Consider the following 17,459-nt stretch of genomic DNA (forward strand, 5'->3'; position numbering starts at 1 on the left):
CGTGACCGCCGGCGACGGTCGGGCGCCGCCGGCGGCGTCAGGCCTCAGCGGTCCTGGGCGTACGGGACGTTCTGGACGCCCTCGGGGAGGTCGAGCGAGGACGGCGGCGTCGGCATGGGCGCCGGGGCCGCTGGCTGGGCCGGCGTGGGCTGGGCCGGCGTCGTCGGGTACTGGGGCGCCGCGGCCGTCCCCGTCGTGCCGACGCCGACGCTCGCCAGGAACGTCTGAGCGGGGATCGACCCGTCCTGGGCCGGGGTGAGGATCCACACGACCAGGTACACCGCAAGGGGCAGCCCGGCGAAGATCATGAGCGCGACGACGATGAGCCGCACCAGGTTCGCCTCGATGCCGAGGGTGCGGGCGATGCCCGCGCACACGCCGCCGAGGACGGGCTTGGGGCCGCGGCGGAAGCCGGTGGAACGAATGGCGTTGAAGATGCTGTCCATGGCTACGACGCTACGGCCAGCTCCGCCCCGCGGCCATCAGGTACTCCCCTGACTCGACCCTGATCTTCGGCCCCACACCGGATGATCCTGGTTCGCTGGGAGTCGGCGCCTGGAGCGTGCGCTGCCCACCGACCGCCCACCGTGGGCACCACGTCACCGGACGCGGCTCAGCGCGAGACGACGTACCGCCGCTCAATCCCCGTCGTGGCGCGACCCCACTCGCTCGCGGCGGCCCGGACGGTGTGCGCCTCGAACGCCTCGGCGTCGACGAACAGCTCCTCCACGAGCCAGACCAGCGGGTCGGCGGTCGCGCGGACCTCGAAGCTCACGCAACCCGGCTCGGCGCGGGTCAGCTCGAGGTGGTGAGGCAGCCCGTCCCGCACGGCAGCCGCCTCGACCTCGTCCCGGCACACGAGGCGGCCGCTCAGGAGCACGGCGGGCACGTGGTCAGGCCTCCCGGGGCAGGCGCGCCTGGGCCGCCTCGCCGTGGGCCGGCAGGTCCTCGGCGGCCGACAGCGCGACCAGCGGCGCGGTGACCTCGGCCAGCGCGTCGCGCGTGTACTCGATGACCTGGACCGACTTCATGAAGCTCATGACGCCGAGACCCGAGGAGAAGTGCGCGCACCCACCCGTCGGCAGGACGTGGTTCGACCCCGCGACGTAGTCGCCGAGCGACACCGGCGAGTAGGGGCCGACGAAGATCGCCCCGGCCGAGCGCACGCGCTCGGCGAGCGCCGCGGCATCGGCCGTCTGGATCTCCAGGTGCTCAGCCGCGTAGGCGTCGACGACGGCCAGGCCCTGCTCGACGTCGTCCACGAGCACGATCGCCGACTGCGGACCGCCGAGGGCGGCGCGCACCCGGTCGGAGTGCTTCGTCGCGGCCACGCGCTCGACGAGCCGCTCCTCCACCGCGGCCGCGAGCGCCTCGGAGTTGGTCACCAGCACGGACGCCGCGTTCGGGTCGTGCTCGGCCTGGGACACGAGGTCGGCGGCGACGTGGTCCGCGTCGGCGGTGGCGTCGGCGAGGATCGCGATCTCCGTGGGACCGGCCTCCGCGTCGATGCCGACGACCCCCCGGACGGCGCGCTTGGCCGCGGCGACGTAGACGTTGCCCGGGCCGGTGATGACGTCGACCGGTGCGCACAGCTCGCCGGCACCGTCCGCCGCGTCCTCACCGGCGACGCCGTACGCGAACATGGCGATCGCCTGGGCACCGCCGACCGCGTAGACCTCGTCCACGCCGAGCAGCGCGCACGCGGCCAGCACGGTCGGGTCGGGCAGGCCGTCGTTGTCCTTCTGCGGCGGGCTCGCGACGGCGAGGCCCTCGACGCCCGCGACCTGGGCCGCGACGACGTTCATGACGACGCTCGACGGGTACAGCGCGAGCCCGCCCGGGGCGTACAGCCCGACGCGGCGCACCGGCACCCAGCGCTGACGCACCTGCGCCCCCGGACCGAGGTCGACCGAGCGCTCCTGCGGGAGCTGCGCCGTGTGTCCGGCGCGCACGCGGGTGATCGCCAGCTCCAGCGCCGCGCGCAGCTCCGGGTCGAGGGACGCGAGCGCGTCGGCCAGCGCCTCGGGCGGCACGCGCAGGTGCTCGGGGCGGACGCCGTCGAACCGCTCGGCGAGGTCGCGCAGCTCCGCGGCACCGCGCTCGCGGACGGCGGCGATGATCGGCTCGACGGCGCCGGTGGCCGTCTCGACGTCCAGCTCCGCGCGCGGGACGGCCCGGCGCAGCTGCGCCGAGGTGAGCGTGCGGCCGCGAAGATCGATTCGGGAGATCACGGATCAGCAGTCTAGCGGCGGGGCCGCGCGCGGATCGGGTCGTCTCAGCCCCGCCCGGGGCCGTCCCGCGGCTTCGTCGGGCCGAGCCGGCCGGACCGCCAGAATGGAGCGATGAGAATCGTGGTCGCGGGCGGCTCGGGCGCGCTCGGCCGGGCGCTGTGCGGGGACCTCGCGGCGCGCGGTCACGACGTCGTCGTCCTCACCCGGAGCCCGTCGCGGGACCTGCCGCACCGGCAGGTGGTCTGGGACGGGCGCACGGTCGGCCCCTGGGCCGCGGAGCTCGAGGCCGAGCCCGCGGCCGGCGGCGACCCGGCGTCGGACGTCGCGGTCGTCAACCTCGCCGGGCGCCTCGTCGACGCCCGGCCGACCGCACGGAACATCGCCGACCTGCGCGGCTCGCGCGTCGACGCCACCCGCGCCCTCGTCGCGGCGAGCACCGGGGCCGGACGGCCGGTCGCCCGGTGGCTGCAGGCCAGCACGACCGCCATCTGGTCGGACGCCGGCGAGCGCCGGCTCGACGAGCGCTCACCCCTGCCGGAGCCCGGGCTGGCGCAGATGACCGGGGTCGCGCGCCCCTGGGAGGCGAGCGTCGAGGGCGCCGCGACCCAGCACCTGGTCGTCCTGCGCACGTCGATCGTCCTCGCCCCCGGGACACCCGCGCTCGACCGGCTCCTGCTCCTGAGCCGGCTCGGGCTCGGCGGCCCGGTCGGGTCGGGCCGGCAGTGGTTCTCCTGGATCCACCTGGACGACTGGCTCGCCGTCGCACGCTCGGCGCTCGGCCTCGGCCCGGTCGAGCTGCCGGACGGCGTCGTCGTCGCGGCGGCCCCGCACCCGGTGCGCAATGCCGAGCTCATGGCCGGCCTGCGTCGCGTCGTCGGTCGCCGGGTCGGCCTCCCGACGCCGTCGTGGCTGCTGCGGCTCGGCGCGCTCGCGCTGCGCACGGACCCCGAGCTCGCCCTGACGGGCCGCAGCTGCACGTCGGCGGTGCTGGCGGCGGCGGGATTCCGATTCCGGTTCGACCACCTCGACGAGGCCCTCGCGGACGTCGTCGGCCCGGCCGCCTGAGACACCGACCGCGCGCCGGAGGGGACGCGCCCCACCCCGCGTCGACGGACCCCGGCTCAGCCGAGCGGACGCAGCGACGCGAGCCACGCGTCGACCGCCCGCTGCCCGGACAGCCGCAGCCAGTGCGGGTCCGCCGCCCGCAGGGCCATCAGCTCCCGCTGGGCCGGGTGCTGCCGCCAGGCGAACAGCATGACGTTGTCGTCGGTGCTCCGGCTCAGCCACGTCGCCGGCCGCTCGCGGTTGCCGTGCCACAGCTCCTCGCGCGTGACCCCGCGCCGCAGCGTGCGAGCGACCACCCGCGCCATCGTCCGGACGCGCGAGTGGTCGAGCCAGACGACGAGGTCGGCTCCCCCGGGCGTCCCCGGATCGAGCAGCCCACCGAGCCGCGTGCTCCAGTTGCCGTCGGCCACCCAGCCCTCCGGGTGCGCGGCGGCGAACTCGGTCACCAGCCGTCGGGCGTCCGCCAGGTCGCGGAAGGTCCACTCCCGGTCCCAGAACGTCGCGTCGAGCTCGAGGTGGGCCACCCCGAGGCGGCGCGCCGCCTCGCGCGCGAGGGTCGTCTTGCCCGAGCCCGAGGCCCCGACGATCCGGATCCTCCGCGGCCGGTCGGGTGAGCCGCGACGCGCGTCACCCGCGTCGCCCGTCCCGTCGTCGACGCCCTCGTCCGTCCCAGCCACGCGTGCGAGCGTAGACGAGGAGGAGGCCTCGTCGCCGGGGCAACGCCCGGGGACTGGGAGAATGACCCCATGACGCAGGAGCACGCGACGACCACCGAGGTGCCGATCCGGGACGAGACCATCCGGCTCGGCCAGCTCCTCAAGCTCGCCGGCGTCGTCGACGACGGCACGGACGCCAAGTTCCTGCTCGCCGACGAGGCCGTCCGCGTCAACGGCGAGGTGGACGAGCGGCGCGGGCGCCAGGTCCGCCGCGGCGACACCGTCGAGGTGAGCCTGCCGCGCGGGGTCGTCGTCGTCCGCGTCACCGGGGGCTGAGGCCCGGCCCGCGGGCGTCACCGGCGCGCTGGCCGCGCGACCGGCGCGCTAGCCGACGGCGAGGCAGTTCGGCCCGAGCAGGGCCTTGAGGTCCCCGAACAGCGCCGACGACCGCTCGACCCGGAACGGGTCGAGCCGCATGACGGTCGTCCCCTGCGGCTGGGCGACGTGCAGCCGCACCTCGCTCGTGCCCGGGTGCGAGCGCAGCACCTCCTCGAGCTGGCGCAGCACCGGCTCGATGCACCGGGCGTGCGGGATGCGCAGCGCGACGGGCGCGCCGTCGACGGCCGTGAGGTCCGGGATCGACACCTCCGTCGCCATGAGCGACATCGAGTCGTCCCGCCGACGCACCTTGCCCTTGACGACGACGACGGCGTCCTCGCTCAGGGAGGGCGAGTACGCGAGGTAGGTCTCCCCGAAGAACATGATCTCGATCGAGCCCTCGAGGTCCTCGAGCGAGATGATCGACCACGGGTTGCCGTTCTTCGAGACCTTCGACGCCACCGACGTGATGAGGCCGGCCACCGTCACCGTCGAGTTGTCGGGGCGGTGCTCGTCCGCCAGCAGCGTCGCGATCGAGACGTCGGCGGCCTGGGTGAGGATCGGCTCGACGCCGGCGAGCGGGTGGTCGGAGACGTAGAGGCCGAGCATCTGACGCTCGAAGGCGAGCTTCTGCTTCTTGTCCCACTCCGGCAGGTCCGGGACGGCGACGGAGAACGCGGACGCGGCCGGGTTCTCCCCGGCGCCGTCGCCCCCGAAGAAGTCGGAGAAGAGGTCGAACTGACCCTTCGCCTCCTCGCGCTTGACGCCGATGACGGAGTCGACGGCCTGCTCGTGGACGAGCAGGAGCGCGCGGCGGCTGTGGCCGAGCGAGTCGAACGCGCCCGCCTTGATGAGCGACTCGATGGTCCGCTTGTTGCAGACGACGGCCGGCACCTTGTCGAGGAAGTCCGTGAAGGAGGTGAAGGCGCCCTTCTCCTCGCGGGCGGTCGCGATGGCGTCGACGACGTTCTGACCGACGTTGCGCACGGCGGCGAGGCCGAACCGGATGTCCTCGCCGACCGGGGTGAACGTGCCGGCCGAGGCGTTGACGTCCGGCGGGAGCACCGTGATCCCGAGGTGGCGGCACTCGTTGAGGTAGATCGCCGACTTGTCCTTGTCGTCCCGGGTGGACGTGAGGAGCGCCGCCATGTACTCGGTCGGGTAGTTCGCCTTGAGGTAGGCGGTCCAGTAGGAGACCAGCCCGTACGCAGCGGAGTGGGCCTTGTTGAAGGCGTAGTCGGAGAACGGGACGAGGATGTCCCAGAGCGTCTTGATGGCCCGGTCGGAGTAGCCGTTCCTCTTCATGCCGTTGGAGAACGGCACGTACTCCTTGTCGAGGATCTCCTTCTTCTTCTTGCCCATCGCGCGCCGCAGGAGGTCGGCCTCGCCGAGCGTGTAGCCGGCGAGCTTCTGCGCGATGGCCATCACCTGCTCCTGGTAGACGATGAGGCCGAAGGTGGGGCCGAGGATGTCCTCGAGCGGCTCGGCCAGCTCGGGGTGGATCGGCTCGATGTCCTGCATGCCGTTCTTGCGCAGGGCGTAGTTCGTGTGCGAGTTCGCGCCCATCGGGCCCGGGCGGTACAGGGCGCCGACGGCCGAGATGTCCTCGAAGTTGTCCGGGCGCATCTGGCGCAGCAGCGTCCGCATCCCGCCGCCGTCGAGCTGGAACACGCCGAGCGTGTCGCCGCGGCCGAGCAGGGCGTACGTCGGCGCGTCGTCGAGCGGCACCTCCTCGATGACGACCGGCTCCTTGCCGTTGACGCCGATGTTCTCCAGCGCGTCCTCGAGGATCGTGAGGTTGCGCAGGCCGAGGAAGTCCATCTTGACCAGGCCGAGGTCCTCCCCCGCGGGGAAGTCGATCTGGGTGATGATCGCGCCGTCGGACTCGCGCCGCATGATCGGGATGACGTCGAGCAGCGGGTCGGAGGAGATGATGATGCCGGCGGCGTGCACGCCCCACTGGCGCTTGAGCCCCTCGATGCCCTTCGCGGCGTCCGTCACCTTGCGGGCGTCCGGGTCGGCCTCGTAGAGCGCACGGAACTCGCCGGCCTCGGCGTAGCGCTTGTCCTTGGCGTCGAACATCCCGGTGAGCGAGATGTCCTTGCCCATGACGGCCGGCGGCATCGCCTTGGTCAGCCGGTCGCCCATCGCGAACGGGTAGCCGAGCACGCGGCCCGCGTCCTTGAGCGCCTGCTTCGCCTTGATCGTGCCGTAGGTGACGATCGACGCGACGTTCTCCTCGCCGTACTTCTCCGTCACGTACCGGATGACCTCGCCGCGACGACGCTCGTCGAAGTCGATGTCGAAGTCCGGGAGGCTCATCCGCTCCGGGTTGAGGAAGCGCTCGAAGATGAGACCGTTGGCGAGCGGGTCGAGCTCGGTGATGCCCATCGCGTAGGCCGCCATCGAGCCCGCGCCCGAGCCGCGGCCCGGCCCGACGCGGATGCCGTTGCGCTTGGCCCAGTTGATGAAGTCCGCGACGACGAGGTAGTACCCCGCGTACCCCTTCGACGTGATGACCTCGATCTCGTAGGCCGCCTGCGTCCGCACGTCGTCCGGGACGCTCTCGCCGAACCGGTGGACGAGCCCGCGCTCGACCTCCTTGACGAACAGGGAGATCTCGTCCTCGCCCGGCGGCACCGGGAAGTGGGGCATGTAGCGCCCGACCTGCTCGGTGAACTCGACGTTGCACCGCTCGGCGATCTCCAGCGTGTTGTCGCACGCCTGCGGCAGCTCCTTGAACAGCCGGCGCATCTCGGCGCTCGACCGGACGAAGTAGCCGTTGCCGGACAGCGCGAACCGGCTGCCACCCTGCTCGTAGGTCGGCTCCGACATGAGCGAGCCCGACTGGATGCACAGCAGCAGCTCGTGGGCCGCGTGATCGGCCTCGCGGACGAAGTGGAGGTCGTTCGTCGCCACGAGCGGGGCGCCGATGTGGTCGGCGAGCTCGAGGAGCTGGCTGGCCACGCGCGTCTCCAGCTCGAGCGAGTGGTCCATCAGCTCGATGTAGAAGTTCTCTCGGCCGAAGACGTCCTGCAGCTCGCCCGCCGCGCGCACCGCCTCGTCCCACTGGCCCAGCCGGAGTCGCGTCTGGATCTCCCCCGACGGGCAGCCGGAGAACGCGATGACGCCCGGCGCGTAGCGCTGGAGCAGCTCGCGGTCCATCCGGGGCTTGAAGTAGTAGCCCTCGAGGCTGGCCAGGGACCCCATCCGGAACAGGTTGTGCATCCCGGCCGTGGTCTCGCTCAGCAGGGTGAGGTGCGTGTACGCGCCACCGCCCGAGACGTCGTCGTCCTTCTGGTGCGGCTCGCCCCACCGCACGCGCGTGCGGTCCTGGCGGGCCGTGCCCGGCGTGACGTAGGCCTCCAGCCCTACGATCGGCTTGATGCCCTCGGCGCGCGCCCGCTTCCAGAAGTCGTAGGCGCCGAACAGGTAGCCGTGGTCGGTGATGGCGACGGCCTGCTGCTCCTGCGCCTTGACCTCGCTGATGAGGTCGGGGATGCGCGCGGCGCCGTCGAGCATCGAGTAGTCGGAGTGGACGTGGAGGTGGACGAAGTCTTTTCCTGGGGTGCCCACGCTGTCCGACATGCCCTCGATCCTACGTCGGCGCCGGGGTGCTGAGCCGGCTCGCCCGGGGTCCGGAAGGCCCCCGGGACGCGGCTGATAGGTTCGATGGAGGACGGCCGCCGGCGACCCGCCCGGCCCCACCGAGAGCGAGGTTCCGCGATGTCGACCGAGCCCGAGTCCCTCTTCCGGGACGGCAGCGGTTACTCCGACGGCCCGCGCGACTTCCAGCGGACCAAGACGTTCCGCCGCCGCGCCACGCCGGAGGAGGACAGCGCCGCGATCGCCCGGTCGTTCGCGCTCCTCGGCCGGCTCCAGCACGAGGTGCGGCCCGCGCTGAACGCCGAGGACGAGCCCGCGACCTCGCTGGAGGAGTCGATCGGCTGGAACGTCGACCCCGTGACGGGTCGGCCCCGGTCGGTCTGACGGCGGCCGCCCGGCGCCGTCCCCTCACGCGGAGCGCAGCAGCACGCGCCGCCAGACCGCGGCGTTCTCCTCGACGTACGCCGACACGCGGGCCCAGTGCTCGCCGTGCCCCTCGCGGTGCATCCTCGCCCACGGCTCCCAGCCCGACACGGCCGCTGCCGCGAGGTGGTCCCGCATCGCCGCCGGCCGACGTACCAGCGCCGTCGTCAGGGCGGCTCGCAGGGTCGGCCCCGGGTCGTAGCCGTCGACGAGCGCGGCGAGCCGCTCCGCCGACACGCCCGGCGCGAGGTCCGGGTCGTCGAGCGCGAACGTCTGCGCGGCGTAGGCCAGGTCCCAGGACCGCGTGCTCGGCCCGGCGCCGTCCCAGTCGATGAACACCCACCGTCGCCCGACGACGAGGTTCCACGGCGCGAGGTCGTGGTGGCACGGGAGTCGCGCCCCGTCGTCGTCATCGGGCGGCGGCAGGAGGACCGGCCACGGGTCGAGGTCGGCCTCCGGGTCGAGCGCGGCCGCCGCGTCGTGCAGTCGACGCACCAGCGCGCCCACCCGCCGCAGCCCGGCCGCTGTCAGGGGTGGGCCGCCCAGCGCGACCGGTCCGGGGACGTGCTCCAGCACCTGCCGGCCGCGCTCGTCGCGGCCGCGCGGTTCCGGGACGTCGAGACCAGCGTCCCGCAGCGCGGACAGCAGGGCGTGGACGCGGGGCGTCGTCGGCAGCCACGGCTTGCGGACCGTGTCCCCGACGCGCACGACGCCGACGGCGGCGTTCCCGCCCGTCAGGGGAGTCTCCTCGGTGCCGGTCATGCCATGACGTCGCCGTCTGGGTCAGGTCGCGCGGAGCACGTCGAGCGCGTGAGCGAGGTCCGCGGGGTACTCCGACTCCACGACGACGCGCTCACCCGTCACCGGGTGGTCGAACCCCAGCCGCACGGCGTGCAGCCACTGGCGCTCAAGGCCCACGCGTCGGGCCAGCGCCGGGTCGGCGCCGTAGGTGAGGTCGCCGACGCACGGGTGGCGCAGCGCCGAGGTGTGCACGCGGATCTGGTGCGTCCGCCCCGTCTCGAGGTGGATCTCGAGCAGCGACGCGGCCGGCATCGCCTCGATGGTCTCGTAGTGCGTCACCGACGGCTTGCCCGAGCCGACGACGGCGAACTTCCAGTCGTGCTTCGGGTGGCGCGCGATCGGCGCGTCGATCGTCCCGGCGGCGGGGTCCGGGTGGCCCTGGACCAGCGCGTGGTAGACCTTCTCGACCGTGCGCTCCTTGAACGCGCGCTTGAGCGCGGAGTACGCGACCTCGCTCTTCGCGACGACCATGAGCCCCGACGTGCCGACGTCCAGCCGGTGCACGATCCCCTGGCGCTCGCTGGCGCCCGACGTCGCGATCCGCACCGCGGCCGCCGCGAGACCGCCCGGGACGGTCGGCCCCGTCCAGCCAGGCGAGGGGTGCGCCGCGACGCCGACGGGCTTGTCGACCACGACGACGTCGTCGTCCTCGAACAGGATCCGCATGCCGTCGACGAGCACCGGCTCGGCCACGACCTGCGCCGGCGGCTCCGGACGGGTGACGACGAGCCAGCCGGCCCGCAGGCGGTCGGACTTCCCGAGCGTCACGCCGTCGAGCGCGGCGCCGCCCTCCTCGACGAGCTGGGCCGCGCGGGAGCGGGACAGGCCCATGAGCCGGGAGAGCGCCACGTCGACCCGCTCGCCGACCAGCCCGTCCGGCACGGGCAGCTCCAGATCGCTCACGGGGTGACGTCGTCCTCGGCGGTCTCGGCGACGGGCCTCTCTGCGGCGGCCCCAGCGGCGGCCGCGGCGTCGGGGTCGCTCTCCGCGGCGGCGGGTTCCGCCGCGAGCGGCTCCTCGCCGGCGTCCTCGGCGGTCTCGGCGACGGGCTCCGCCGCGGGCTCCTCGGCGGCCACCAGCGCGGGCGCGGCGCCGTCCCAGGTCGACCCGAACAGCGAGAGCAGGACCATGCCGATCGCGGCCCCGACGATCGCGATGTCGGCGACGTTCCCGATGAAGACGCCGTAGTCGATGAAGTCCACGACGTGCCCGATCCCGAACCCGGGGTCGCGCGCGAGGCGGTCGACGAGGTTGCCCATCGCTCCCCCGAGGATCGCGCCGAGCGCGACCGCCCACCAGGGCGAGGCGACGCGGCGTGCGAGCACGATCACCACGGAGCTGACGACGGCCATGACGACCGTGAACACCCACGTGACGCCCGTCCCGAACGAGAACGCGGCGCCGGGGTTGAAGATGAGCTGCCAGCCGAGGAGGTCGCCCAGCACGGGGACGCGGACGCCCGGCGTCAGGGTGAGCAGCGCGACGGCCTTGGTGAGCTGGTCCAGCAGCAGGACGACGATCGCGGTGACGGCGAGCCGCCCGACCTGGCTGCGGCGCGGGACCACCGCGGCGGGCCCGGACGGGACGGCGGGGGCGGCGACGGTGTCGGTCTCCGCGTCGGCGGCGGTGGCCGGGCTGGTCTCGGTGCTCATCGGGACCATTCTCGCCCATCGGGACCGGGCGCCAGCACCGGGCGTCGCGGGTCGGTCCCGGAGCGCGGGTCGGCCGTCATCGACGCGGGGCGGGGACGCCGACGGCCCGGGGCGCGCTGGGCGTCCCGGGCCGTCGGTGGTGGTTCAGTGCCGCGTCAGAGCTGCGGCGTGCCGCCGTCGAGGCCGACGACGCTCGCCTGCGCGTCGAGCTGCTCGACCAGGCTGCCGAGGTAGCCCTTGAGACGGAGGCGGTAGTCGCGCTCGAAGGCGCGCAGCTGGCTGATCTTCGACTCGAGCGTCGCCTGCTCGCTCTCGAGCTGCTTGAGCGTGCGCTGACGCTGGCCCTCGGCCTCGGTCACGAGCTTCTCGGCCTCGGCGCGGGCCTCGCCCACGATCCGGTCGCCCTCGACCTGGCCGTTGCGGACGTACTCGTCGTGCAGGCGCTGCGCGAGCTGGAGCATGCCCGTGGCGGACTCGGGCTCCGTGCCGCTCGGCGCCGCGTACGCGGGGGCCGGTGCCTGGGGCTGAGCCGGCGCCTCCTCGACGACCTCGGCGACCGCGGCCACCTCGGGCTCGGGGGCCTCCTCCTCGACGGGTGCGACGACGGCCGTGGTCTCGACCACGCCCTCGCCACCCTCGAGCTCGGCGACCTTCGTCTTGAGCTCGGCGTTCTCGGTCTGCAGGACCCGGAGGGTGTTGACGATCTCGTCGAGGAAGTCGTCCACCTCGTCCTGGTCGTAGCCCTCGCGGAACTTGGTCGTCTGGAAGGTCTTCTTCAGAACGTCGTCTGCGGTCAGCAGAGTCATGTCGTCACCCCAATAGGTTCGTGACGCACGCAGGCGCACATGCGTCGATCGCGGTCAACGGTAGCGGATCATCTGGTGCTGCACCTCGTCGAGACGCGGCGTGGCGCAGCAAGTGGTGCACGGGAACGTGCACGGAGCGATACGGCGAGCAGCAACCCCGGACCCCCTCATGCGGCGTTCGCCCCCAGGACCATCAGGAGGACCCAGGTGACGAGCATGACGATGAGGAAGGCGACGTCGAAGGCCATCGGACCCACGCGCAGCGGCGGGATCCTGCGGCGCAGCGCCAGCAGCGGCGGGTCCGTCACGGTGTAGACGGCCTCGGCGGCGACGAGCGCGATCCCGCGCGGGCGCCACGACCGGGCGGCCATCTGCACGACGTCGAAGACCACCCGGACGAGCAGCGAGACGAAGAACAGCAGCACCACGACGTAGGCGACGGTGGCGACGTAACTCACGACGTCACCGTACCTGCCGGACGCCCGTCGGCGCCCATCGGCCTCGTGCCGCCCACGCCTCGTCAGCTCTGGTTGAACAGCCCGGAGCCGCTCTGGGCGCCGGAGCTCAGGCCCTCGGCCTGGATCTCGATCGACGCGGGCGAGAGCAGGAACACCTTCGCCGTGACGCGCTCGATCGTGCCGTGCAGGCCGAACGCGAGACCGGCGGAGAAGTCGACCAGGCGCTTGGCCTCGGCGTCGGACATCTCGGTGAGGTTCATGATGACGGGCGTCCCGGAGCGGAACGACTCACCGATGACCTTGGCGTCGTTGTACGTGCGCGGGTGCACGGTCGCGATGCGACGCAGGTCGCCGGGCGCGGCGGAGCGCGCGGAGCTGATCGGCGTCACGGGAGCGCGGTGGCTCGACACCTCGCGGGCGAGGGGAAGGTCCTCGACGTCGGCCATCTCGTACGACTCCTCCGTGTCCGTCACGTAGTCGAGCTCGTGGTCGACGTCCGGCTCGGACAGGCCGAGGTACTCCATCGTCTTGCGCAGGGCTCCCATGGGTCACTCCTTCTTGCGGTCTCCCGCGCTGCGGCGCGAGCCCTTCGGTGTTCTTACGCGGGACGCTATCCGCCGCGCGCCGCCTTCCCGGGGACGCCGTCCGGCGTGTCGCGCGCGGGCCGGGGGTTCAGCCGTCGAGGAGGACGACGCCGCAGGCGCGCCCGCCGGGCTGCAGCCGGCGGTGGGAGAACAGCCAGGGCGTCTCCTGCGTGCACAGCCCGAGGTCGAGGGTGCGGACGTCGGCGGCGCGGAGCTGGGCCGTGACGCCGGCGGGCAGGTCGAGCGACGGGGTCCCCCGACGGGTGGTCGCCCACGTCTCGGGGACGACGGCCGACACCTCGGCGCGCATCGCCTCGGGCACCTCGTAGCAGCGTCCGCAGATCGCCGGGCCGACGACGGCGCTCACCCGCGCGGCGCCCAGCGCGCGAAGGGCCGCCACCGCGCGCGGGACGACCCCGAGCGCGACGCCCCGCCGGCCGCTGTGGACGGCGCCGACCGCGCGCGGGACGCCGGCGTCGTCGTGACCGGCGAGGAGCACGGGGACGCAGTCGGCGGCCAGCGCGGCGAGCGCGCGGCCGCCGGTCGTCGTGACGAGCGCGTCGAGCCGCGGGTCGCCGTCGAGGAGGTCGATGTCGGACGCGCCGTCAGCTCGCCCGTCGACCGCCGGCGGCACCGGCCGGACCTCGCCGGCGCCGTCGACGATGCCGACGGTGCTGCCGTGCACCGCGCGGATCCAGGTCACCGGGGCGTGGACCAGGTCGGCGACGGCGGCGCGGTTGGCCGCGACGGCCGCGGGGTCGTCACCGACGCCCGCACCGAGGTTCAGCCCGTCGCGCGGTGGCAGGCTGACGCCGCCGCGGCGCGTGGTGAACCATGCTCGGACACCGGGGCCGAGCCCCGGCGCCGGGAGCACCTCGAGCCCGGGCCGGCCCGGCTCGGCCGCCCGGGTCACCGCGATGTCCCTACTTGAGGAAGTCCGGCACGTCGAGCTCCTCGCTCGGGCGCGGGCGCTCGACCACGACCGGCGGGACCTCGACCGGCTCGTGCCGCTCGGCGGCGGCCGGCGGCACGTCGAGCCCGACGACGTCGTCCTCGGCTGGGTCCTCGACGGCCGCGGGGACGGCGACGGGCGCGGCGGGCGGCGGGGTGGTCGCGGGACGCGCGACGTCGCCCGGACGGCGACGCGGCTCGGCGGCGGCCGCCGGGGCGGGCGTCGCGTGACGCGCGAGCGGCGCACCGTCGAAGCCGGCGGCGATGACGGTGACGCGCACCTCGTCGCCCAGCGTGTCGTCGATGACGGTGCCGAAGATGATGTTGGCCTCGGGGTGCGCGGCCTCCTGGACGAGGCGCGCGGCCTCGGTGATCTCGAACATCCCGAGGTCGCTGCCGCCCTGGATCGACAGCAGGACGCCGTGGGCGCCGTCGATGCTGGCCTCGAGCAGCGGCGAGGAGATCGCGAGCTCGGCGGCCTGGAGGGCGCGGTCCTCGCCGACGGCCGAGCCGATGCCCATGAGCGCGCTGCCGGCGCCCTGCATGACGGACTTGACGTCGGCGAAGTCGAGGTTGATGAGGCCCGGCGTCGTGATGAGGTCCGTGATCCCCTGGACACCGGAGAGCAGCACCTGGTCGGCGCTCTTGAACGCGTCCAGCACCGAGACGTTCCGGTCGCTGATCGACAGCAGCCGGTCGTTCGGGATGACGATGAGCGTGTCGACCTCGGAGCGCAGCGCCTCGATGCCGGAGTCGGCCTGGGTGGAGCGGCGACGGCCCTCGAACGTGAACGGGCGCGTCACGACACCGATGGTGAGAGCGCCGAGCTGACGGGCGATCCGCGCGACGACGGGTGCGCCGCCGGTCCCCGTCCCGCCACCCTCGCCGGCCGTGACGAAGACCATGTCGGCCCCGCGCAGGACCTCCTCGATCTCCTCGGCGTGGTCCTCGGCCGCGCGCTTGCCGACCTCGGGGTCGGCCCCGGCGCCGAGCCCGCGCGTGAGCTCGCGGCCGACGTCGAGCTTGACGTCGGCGTCGCTCATGAGGAGCGCCTGGGCGTCGGTGTTGATCGCGATGAACTCGACCCCCTTGAGGCCGGCGTCGATCATGCGGTTGACGGCGTTGACACCGCCACCACCGATCCCCACGACCTTGATGACCGCGAGGTAGTTCTGCGGTGTCGTCACGTTCGACCCTCTTCTCCGCGCCCGTCCGGAACGCCCGATACGAACCCTCACCCTCTAGTTGAGGGTAAGACTTATGTCACTTTCTGACGTCGATGACGCTAGGTGGATCGACTGCCGCGGGCAACGACCGCGCCGGGTGTGTCGCCACCCGAAGATGCCGAGCCGTCTCGCGGGCGTGGGACGACACGTCAGGAGGTCGTCGGCGCCTCGGGCGCGCTCACGTCGTAGCGGGTGGCCGGCACCTGGAGCAGCGTGAGCAGGACGCGCGCCTTGAGGTCGCTCTCCGCGGCGCTCCCCCACCCGACGCTCGACCCCGAGTGCAGCCGCAGCTCGATCGCGTCGGGCGAGGTCGCCCCGGCGTCGCGGACCTGCTCCCGCAGCTCGGGCGGGAGCTGGTCGAGCACGGAGAGCACCGCGAGCACGGTGTCCTGCGCGCCGTCCTGCGTCATGTCGACCGTGAGGAGCGGCAGGTCGCCGGGGGCGGCGTCCGGCGCGACGGACGCGACGACGACCCCGTCGGGTCCGACGAGGTCGAGCAGCTCGGACTCGCCGCCGTCGGCGGCCGCGGCGACGGCGACCGGCTCGCGCGGGGTCAGCGTGGCCGTGACGCCGCCGGGCCAGTCGCGCGTGACGACGGCGTCCGCGACGTCCGGACGCTCCTCGAGCCGCGCCGCGATGCCGGCGGTGTCGAGACGGACGAGCGGGGTCCCCACGGCCTCCTCGACGACGGCGACCGCCGCGTCGCGGTCGAGGTAGGCCCCCTCCCCCGCGATGACGATCCGGTCGCTGCGCAGGGCGAGCAGCGAGCTGAAGCCGACCGCCCAGACGGCCCCGACCAGCAGGAGGAGCACGCCGACGCCGATGCCGATCCGCGTCCAGAGCACCCGGCTCCTGGCCCGCCGACGCTCCGCGAGCCGGTCGTCGAGCTGGCTGACGGGCGCGCGGCCGGGGAGCGCGGCACGCGGCGCGCGGTCCGGGCGCCCCGGTGCGACCTCGGGCTGCTCCCGCGGCGCGTCGTCGTCGGGCACCGGCTCGTCCCAGTCGGCGTGCAGGTCAGCGAGCTCGTCGGCGGGGATGACGAGGTCGGCGCCGCGCGGCGCGCGCGGGTCGGGCGGTCGTTGGGCACCGGTCCGCGTCGGGCCGGTCCGCGGGGCGCGCGGTGCGCTCGGCTGCCTCACTCCGCCCCGCCCGCCCGGGCCGCGAGGCGCTCGAGCACGACGGGCGCGAGCAGGGTCACGTCACCCGACCCGACGGTCATGACGAGATCCCCCGGTCCCGCGAGGTCGGCCGCGCGACGCGCCGCGTCCAGCCGGTCGGGCACGAGCAGGAAGGGCATCGCGCCGCGCTCCGCACGCTCCGCCGGCTCCGCGTCCGTGATGAGCGCGCTCGTGACACCGTCGATCGGTGCCTCGCGCGAGCCGAAGACGTCCGTGACGACGACGGCGTCGGCCCCGTCGAGCGCGTCGGCGAACTCCTCGGCGAAGTCCCGGGTCCGGGTGAACAGCGCGGGCTGGAACAGGACGACGAGGCGTCCGTCCCCCACGGCGAGCCGCCCGGCGCGCACCGCGTTCTCGACCTTGCGGGGGTTGTGCGCGTAGTCGTCGACGACGCGGACGCCGTCGGCCTCGCCCACCGTCTCGAACCGGCGACCGGCCCCCCGGAACGCGGTCAGGGCCTCGGCGACGGCCAGCGCCGAGGCCGGTGAGCCGTCCGTCGCCTCGAGCGCCGCGGCCCACGCGGCCGCCGCGTCGAGGATGGTGTGCAGGCCCGGCGCCGCGACGTCGATCCGGACGGGGTCGAGGACGGCGACCCCGTCCCGGTGCAGCGTGAGCGTGGCGCCGGCGGACGCGCCCGTGAGCGCGAGGTCCGTGAGCAGCACGTGCTCGGTGCCGGCGACCCCGAGGTCGGGCGCGGCCTCCTGGCCGTAGGTGCGCACGCGGACGCCCTCGCCGGCCGCCGTGCGGGCGACGCGCAGCGAGCCCTCGTCGCCGGCGAACGCCACGAGCAGCCCGCCCGGGACGATCCGACGGGTGAACTCCTCGAACGCGGCGAGGATCTGCGGGAGCCCCCCGGTGTAGTGCGCGAGATGGTCGGCCTCGACGTTCGTCACGATCGCGACGCTCGGCGCGTAGTTGAGGAAGGACTCGTCCGACTCGTCGGCCTCGGCGACGAACGGACCGGTCCCGACGCGCGAGCCGGAGCCCCAGCCGAGCACCGTGCCGCCGATGGCGGCGCCCGGGTCGGCTCCGGCACCGTCGTGGAGCGCGACGGCGAGCATCGCCGAGACGGTCGTCTTCCCGTGCGTTCCCGCGACGGCGTAGAACGACCGGCCGGCCGCGAGCCGCGCCATCGCCACCGATCGGTGGACGACCTCGATCCCGAGCTCGCGCGCCCGGACGACCTCGACGTTGGTCCCGGGGATCGCGGTCGAGACGACCACGACGTCGGCGCCGTCCACCTGCTCGGCCGCGTGACCGATGTCGACGCGGGCACCGCGCTCGCGCAGCCGCAGCGTCTCCTCGCCCTCGACCTGGTCGGAGCCGGTGACGCGGTGGCCCTGCTCGAGGGCGATCTCGGCGAGCACGCTCATGCCGTGGCCGCCGATCGCGACGAAGTGCCAGCGCTGCGCCGGGTCCTGCTGCGTTGGGCTCACGGCCGGTC

Annotated in this window: 18 protein-coding genes; 3 read left to right on the top strand and 15 right to left on the bottom strand. The window is 74.1% G+C overall.

Annotated features, from left to right (window positions below):
- Positions 1-44 precede the first annotated feature (44 nt).
- The 3 genes from EDD28_RS16050 to hisD form a co-directional block, all read right to left on the bottom strand.
- The gene (locus tag EDD28_RS16050) at positions 45-446 is read right to left on the bottom strand and encodes a PspC domain-containing protein (protein WP_123740718.1); all 402 of its coding nucleotides are present in this window, start codon (positions 444-446) and stop codon (positions 45-47) included.
- A gap of 167 nt (positions 447-613) precedes the next feature.
- Positions 614-889, bottom strand: a complete 276-nt coding sequence (locus EDD28_RS16055; protein WP_123740719.1) for a putative quinol monooxygenase — start codon at positions 887-889, stop codon at positions 614-616.
- A gap of 4 nt (positions 890-893) precedes the next feature.
- Complete coding sequence (hisD, locus tag EDD28_RS16060; protein ID WP_123740720.1) at positions 894-2,231, bottom strand: histidinol dehydrogenase; 1,338 nt, start codon at positions 2,229-2,231, stop codon at positions 894-896.
- 111 nt (positions 2,232-2,342) lie between these two features.
- On the opposite strand from hisD, the gene EDD28_RS16065 reads away from it, so the two are divergent.
- Positions 2,343-3,296, top strand: coding sequence for a DUF1731 domain-containing protein (locus EDD28_RS16065; RefSeq protein ID WP_123740721.1), 954 nt, complete (start codon positions 2,343-2,345; stop codon positions 3,294-3,296).
- 56 nt (positions 3,297-3,352) lie between these two features.
- Here the strand turns inward: EDD28_RS16065 and EDD28_RS16070 are convergent, their stop codons facing one another.
- On the bottom strand, positions 3,353-3,973 hold the full coding sequence (locus EDD28_RS16070; protein ID WP_245968126.1) for a P-loop NTPase family protein: 621 nt from the start codon (positions 3,971-3,973) through the stop codon (positions 3,353-3,355).
- 69 nt (positions 3,974-4,042) lie between these two features.
- Between EDD28_RS16070 and EDD28_RS16075 the strand changes: the two genes are divergently transcribed.
- Positions 4,043-4,288 (top strand): RNA-binding S4 domain-containing protein, encoded by a 246-nt coding sequence (locus tag EDD28_RS16075; RefSeq protein ID WP_123740722.1) that lies wholly within the window; start codon positions 4,043-4,045, stop codon positions 4,286-4,288.
- A 48-nt stretch (positions 4,289-4,336) separates the two neighbouring features.
- Here the strand turns inward: EDD28_RS16075 and dnaE are convergent, their stop codons facing one another.
- The gene (gene dnaE / locus EDD28_RS16080; RefSeq protein ID WP_123740723.1) at positions 4,337-7,918 is read right to left on the bottom strand and encodes a DNA polymerase III subunit alpha; all 3,582 of its coding nucleotides are present in this window, start codon (positions 7,916-7,918) and stop codon (positions 4,337-4,339) included.
- A gap of 138 nt (positions 7,919-8,056) precedes the next feature.
- Between dnaE and EDD28_RS16085 the strand changes: the two genes are divergently transcribed.
- A complete protein-coding gene (locus EDD28_RS16085; protein ID WP_123740724.1) occupies positions 8,057-8,320 on the top strand; it encodes a hypothetical protein in 264 nt (87 codons plus the stop codon).
- Between the two features lie 24 nt (positions 8,321-8,344).
- On the opposite strand, the gene EDD28_RS16090 is transcribed toward EDD28_RS16085, so the two are convergent.
- From EDD28_RS16090 to murC, 10 genes are all read right to left on the bottom strand, one after another.
- Positions 8,345-9,121 (bottom strand): phosphotransferase, encoded by a 777-nt coding sequence (locus tag EDD28_RS16090; RefSeq protein ID WP_123740725.1) that lies wholly within the window; start codon positions 9,119-9,121, stop codon positions 8,345-8,347.
- A 21-nt stretch (positions 9,122-9,142) separates the two neighbouring features.
- The gene (locus EDD28_RS16095; protein WP_123740726.1) at positions 9,143-10,063 is read right to left on the bottom strand and encodes an RluA family pseudouridine synthase; all 921 of its coding nucleotides are present in this window, start codon (positions 10,061-10,063) and stop codon (positions 9,143-9,145) included.
- The gene (locus tag EDD28_RS16100) at positions 10,060-10,812 is read right to left on the bottom strand and encodes a signal peptidase II (RefSeq protein ID WP_123740984.1); all 753 of its coding nucleotides are present in this window, start codon (positions 10,810-10,812) and stop codon (positions 10,060-10,062) included. The genes EDD28_RS16095 and EDD28_RS16100 overlap by 4 nt, the downstream gene beginning before the upstream one ends.
- A gap of 155 nt (positions 10,813-10,967) precedes the next feature.
- The gene (locus EDD28_RS16105; RefSeq protein ID WP_123740727.1) at positions 10,968-11,618 is read right to left on the bottom strand and encodes a DivIVA domain-containing protein; all 651 of its coding nucleotides are present in this window, start codon (positions 11,616-11,618) and stop codon (positions 10,968-10,970) included.
- Between the two features lie 167 nt (positions 11,619-11,785).
- Entirely contained in the window at positions 11,786-12,076 is a 291-nt protein-coding gene (locus EDD28_RS16110; RefSeq protein ID WP_123740728.1) for a YggT family protein, read from the bottom strand.
- A gap of 62 nt (positions 12,077-12,138) precedes the next feature.
- On the bottom strand, positions 12,139-12,621 hold the full coding sequence (locus EDD28_RS16115) for a cell division protein SepF (protein ID WP_123740729.1): 483 nt from the start codon (positions 12,619-12,621) through the stop codon (positions 12,139-12,141).
- 127 nt (positions 12,622-12,748) lie between these two features.
- Entirely contained in the window at positions 12,749-13,573 is an 825-nt protein-coding gene (locus EDD28_RS16120) for a laccase domain-containing protein (protein WP_211339252.1), read from the bottom strand.
- A 10-nt stretch (positions 13,574-13,583) separates the two neighbouring features.
- The gene (gene ftsZ / locus EDD28_RS16125; RefSeq protein WP_123740730.1) at positions 13,584-14,798 is read right to left on the bottom strand and encodes a cell division protein FtsZ; all 1,215 of its coding nucleotides are present in this window, start codon (positions 14,796-14,798) and stop codon (positions 13,584-13,586) included.
- Between the two features lie 188 nt (positions 14,799-14,986).
- Positions 14,987-15,976 (bottom strand): cell division protein FtsQ/DivIB, encoded by a 990-nt coding sequence (locus EDD28_RS16130; RefSeq protein ID WP_123740731.1) that lies wholly within the window; start codon positions 15,974-15,976, stop codon positions 14,987-14,989.
- Positions 15,973-17,451: a UDP-N-acetylmuramate--L-alanine ligase gene (gene murC, locus EDD28_RS16135; RefSeq protein WP_245968127.1), complete on the bottom strand. Its 1,479-nt coding sequence runs from the start codon at positions 17,449-17,451 to the stop codon at positions 15,973-15,975. The genes EDD28_RS16130 and murC overlap by 4 nt, the downstream gene beginning before the upstream one ends.
- Positions 17,452-17,459: the final 8 nt, after the last annotated feature.

It is taken from the genome of Salana multivorans, assembly GCF_003751805.1.
Lineage (GTDB): Bacteria > Actinomycetota > Actinomycetes > Actinomycetales > Beutenbergiaceae > Salana > Salana multivorans.

Coding starts and splice junctions, on each gene's coding strand:
- EDD28_RS16090 (WP_123740725.1), bottom strand. CDS start 9,121: ATGACCGGCACCGAGGAGACTCCCCTGACGGGCGGGAACGCCGCCGTC.
- EDD28_RS16105 (WP_123740727.1), bottom strand. CDS start 11,618: ATGACTCTGCTGACCGCAGACGACGTTCTGAAGAAGACCTTCCAGACG.
- EDD28_RS16075 (WP_123740722.1), top strand. CDS start 4,043: ATGACGCAGGAGCACGCGACGACCACCGAGGTGCCGATCCGGGACGAG.
- EDD28_RS16050 (WP_123740718.1), bottom strand. CDS start 446: ATGGACAGCATCTTCAACGCCATTCGTTCCACCGGCTTCCGCCGCGGC.
- EDD28_RS16100 (WP_123740984.1), bottom strand. CDS start 10,812: ATGAGCACCGAGACCAGCCCGGCCACCGCCGCCGACGCGGAGACCGAC.
- EDD28_RS16065 (WP_123740721.1), top strand. CDS start 2,343: ATGAGAATCGTGGTCGCGGGCGGCTCGGGCGCGCTCGGCCGGGCGCTG.
- EDD28_RS16085 (WP_123740724.1), top strand. CDS start 8,057: ATGTCGACCGAGCCCGAGTCCCTCTTCCGGGACGGCAGCGGTTACTCC.
- EDD28_RS16115 (WP_123740729.1), bottom strand. CDS start 12,621: ATGGGAGCCCTGCGCAAGACGATGGAGTACCTCGGCCTGTCCGAGCCG.
- dnaE (WP_123740723.1), bottom strand. CDS start 7,918: ATGTCGGACAGCGTGGGCACCCCAGGAAAAGACTTCGTCCACCTCCAC.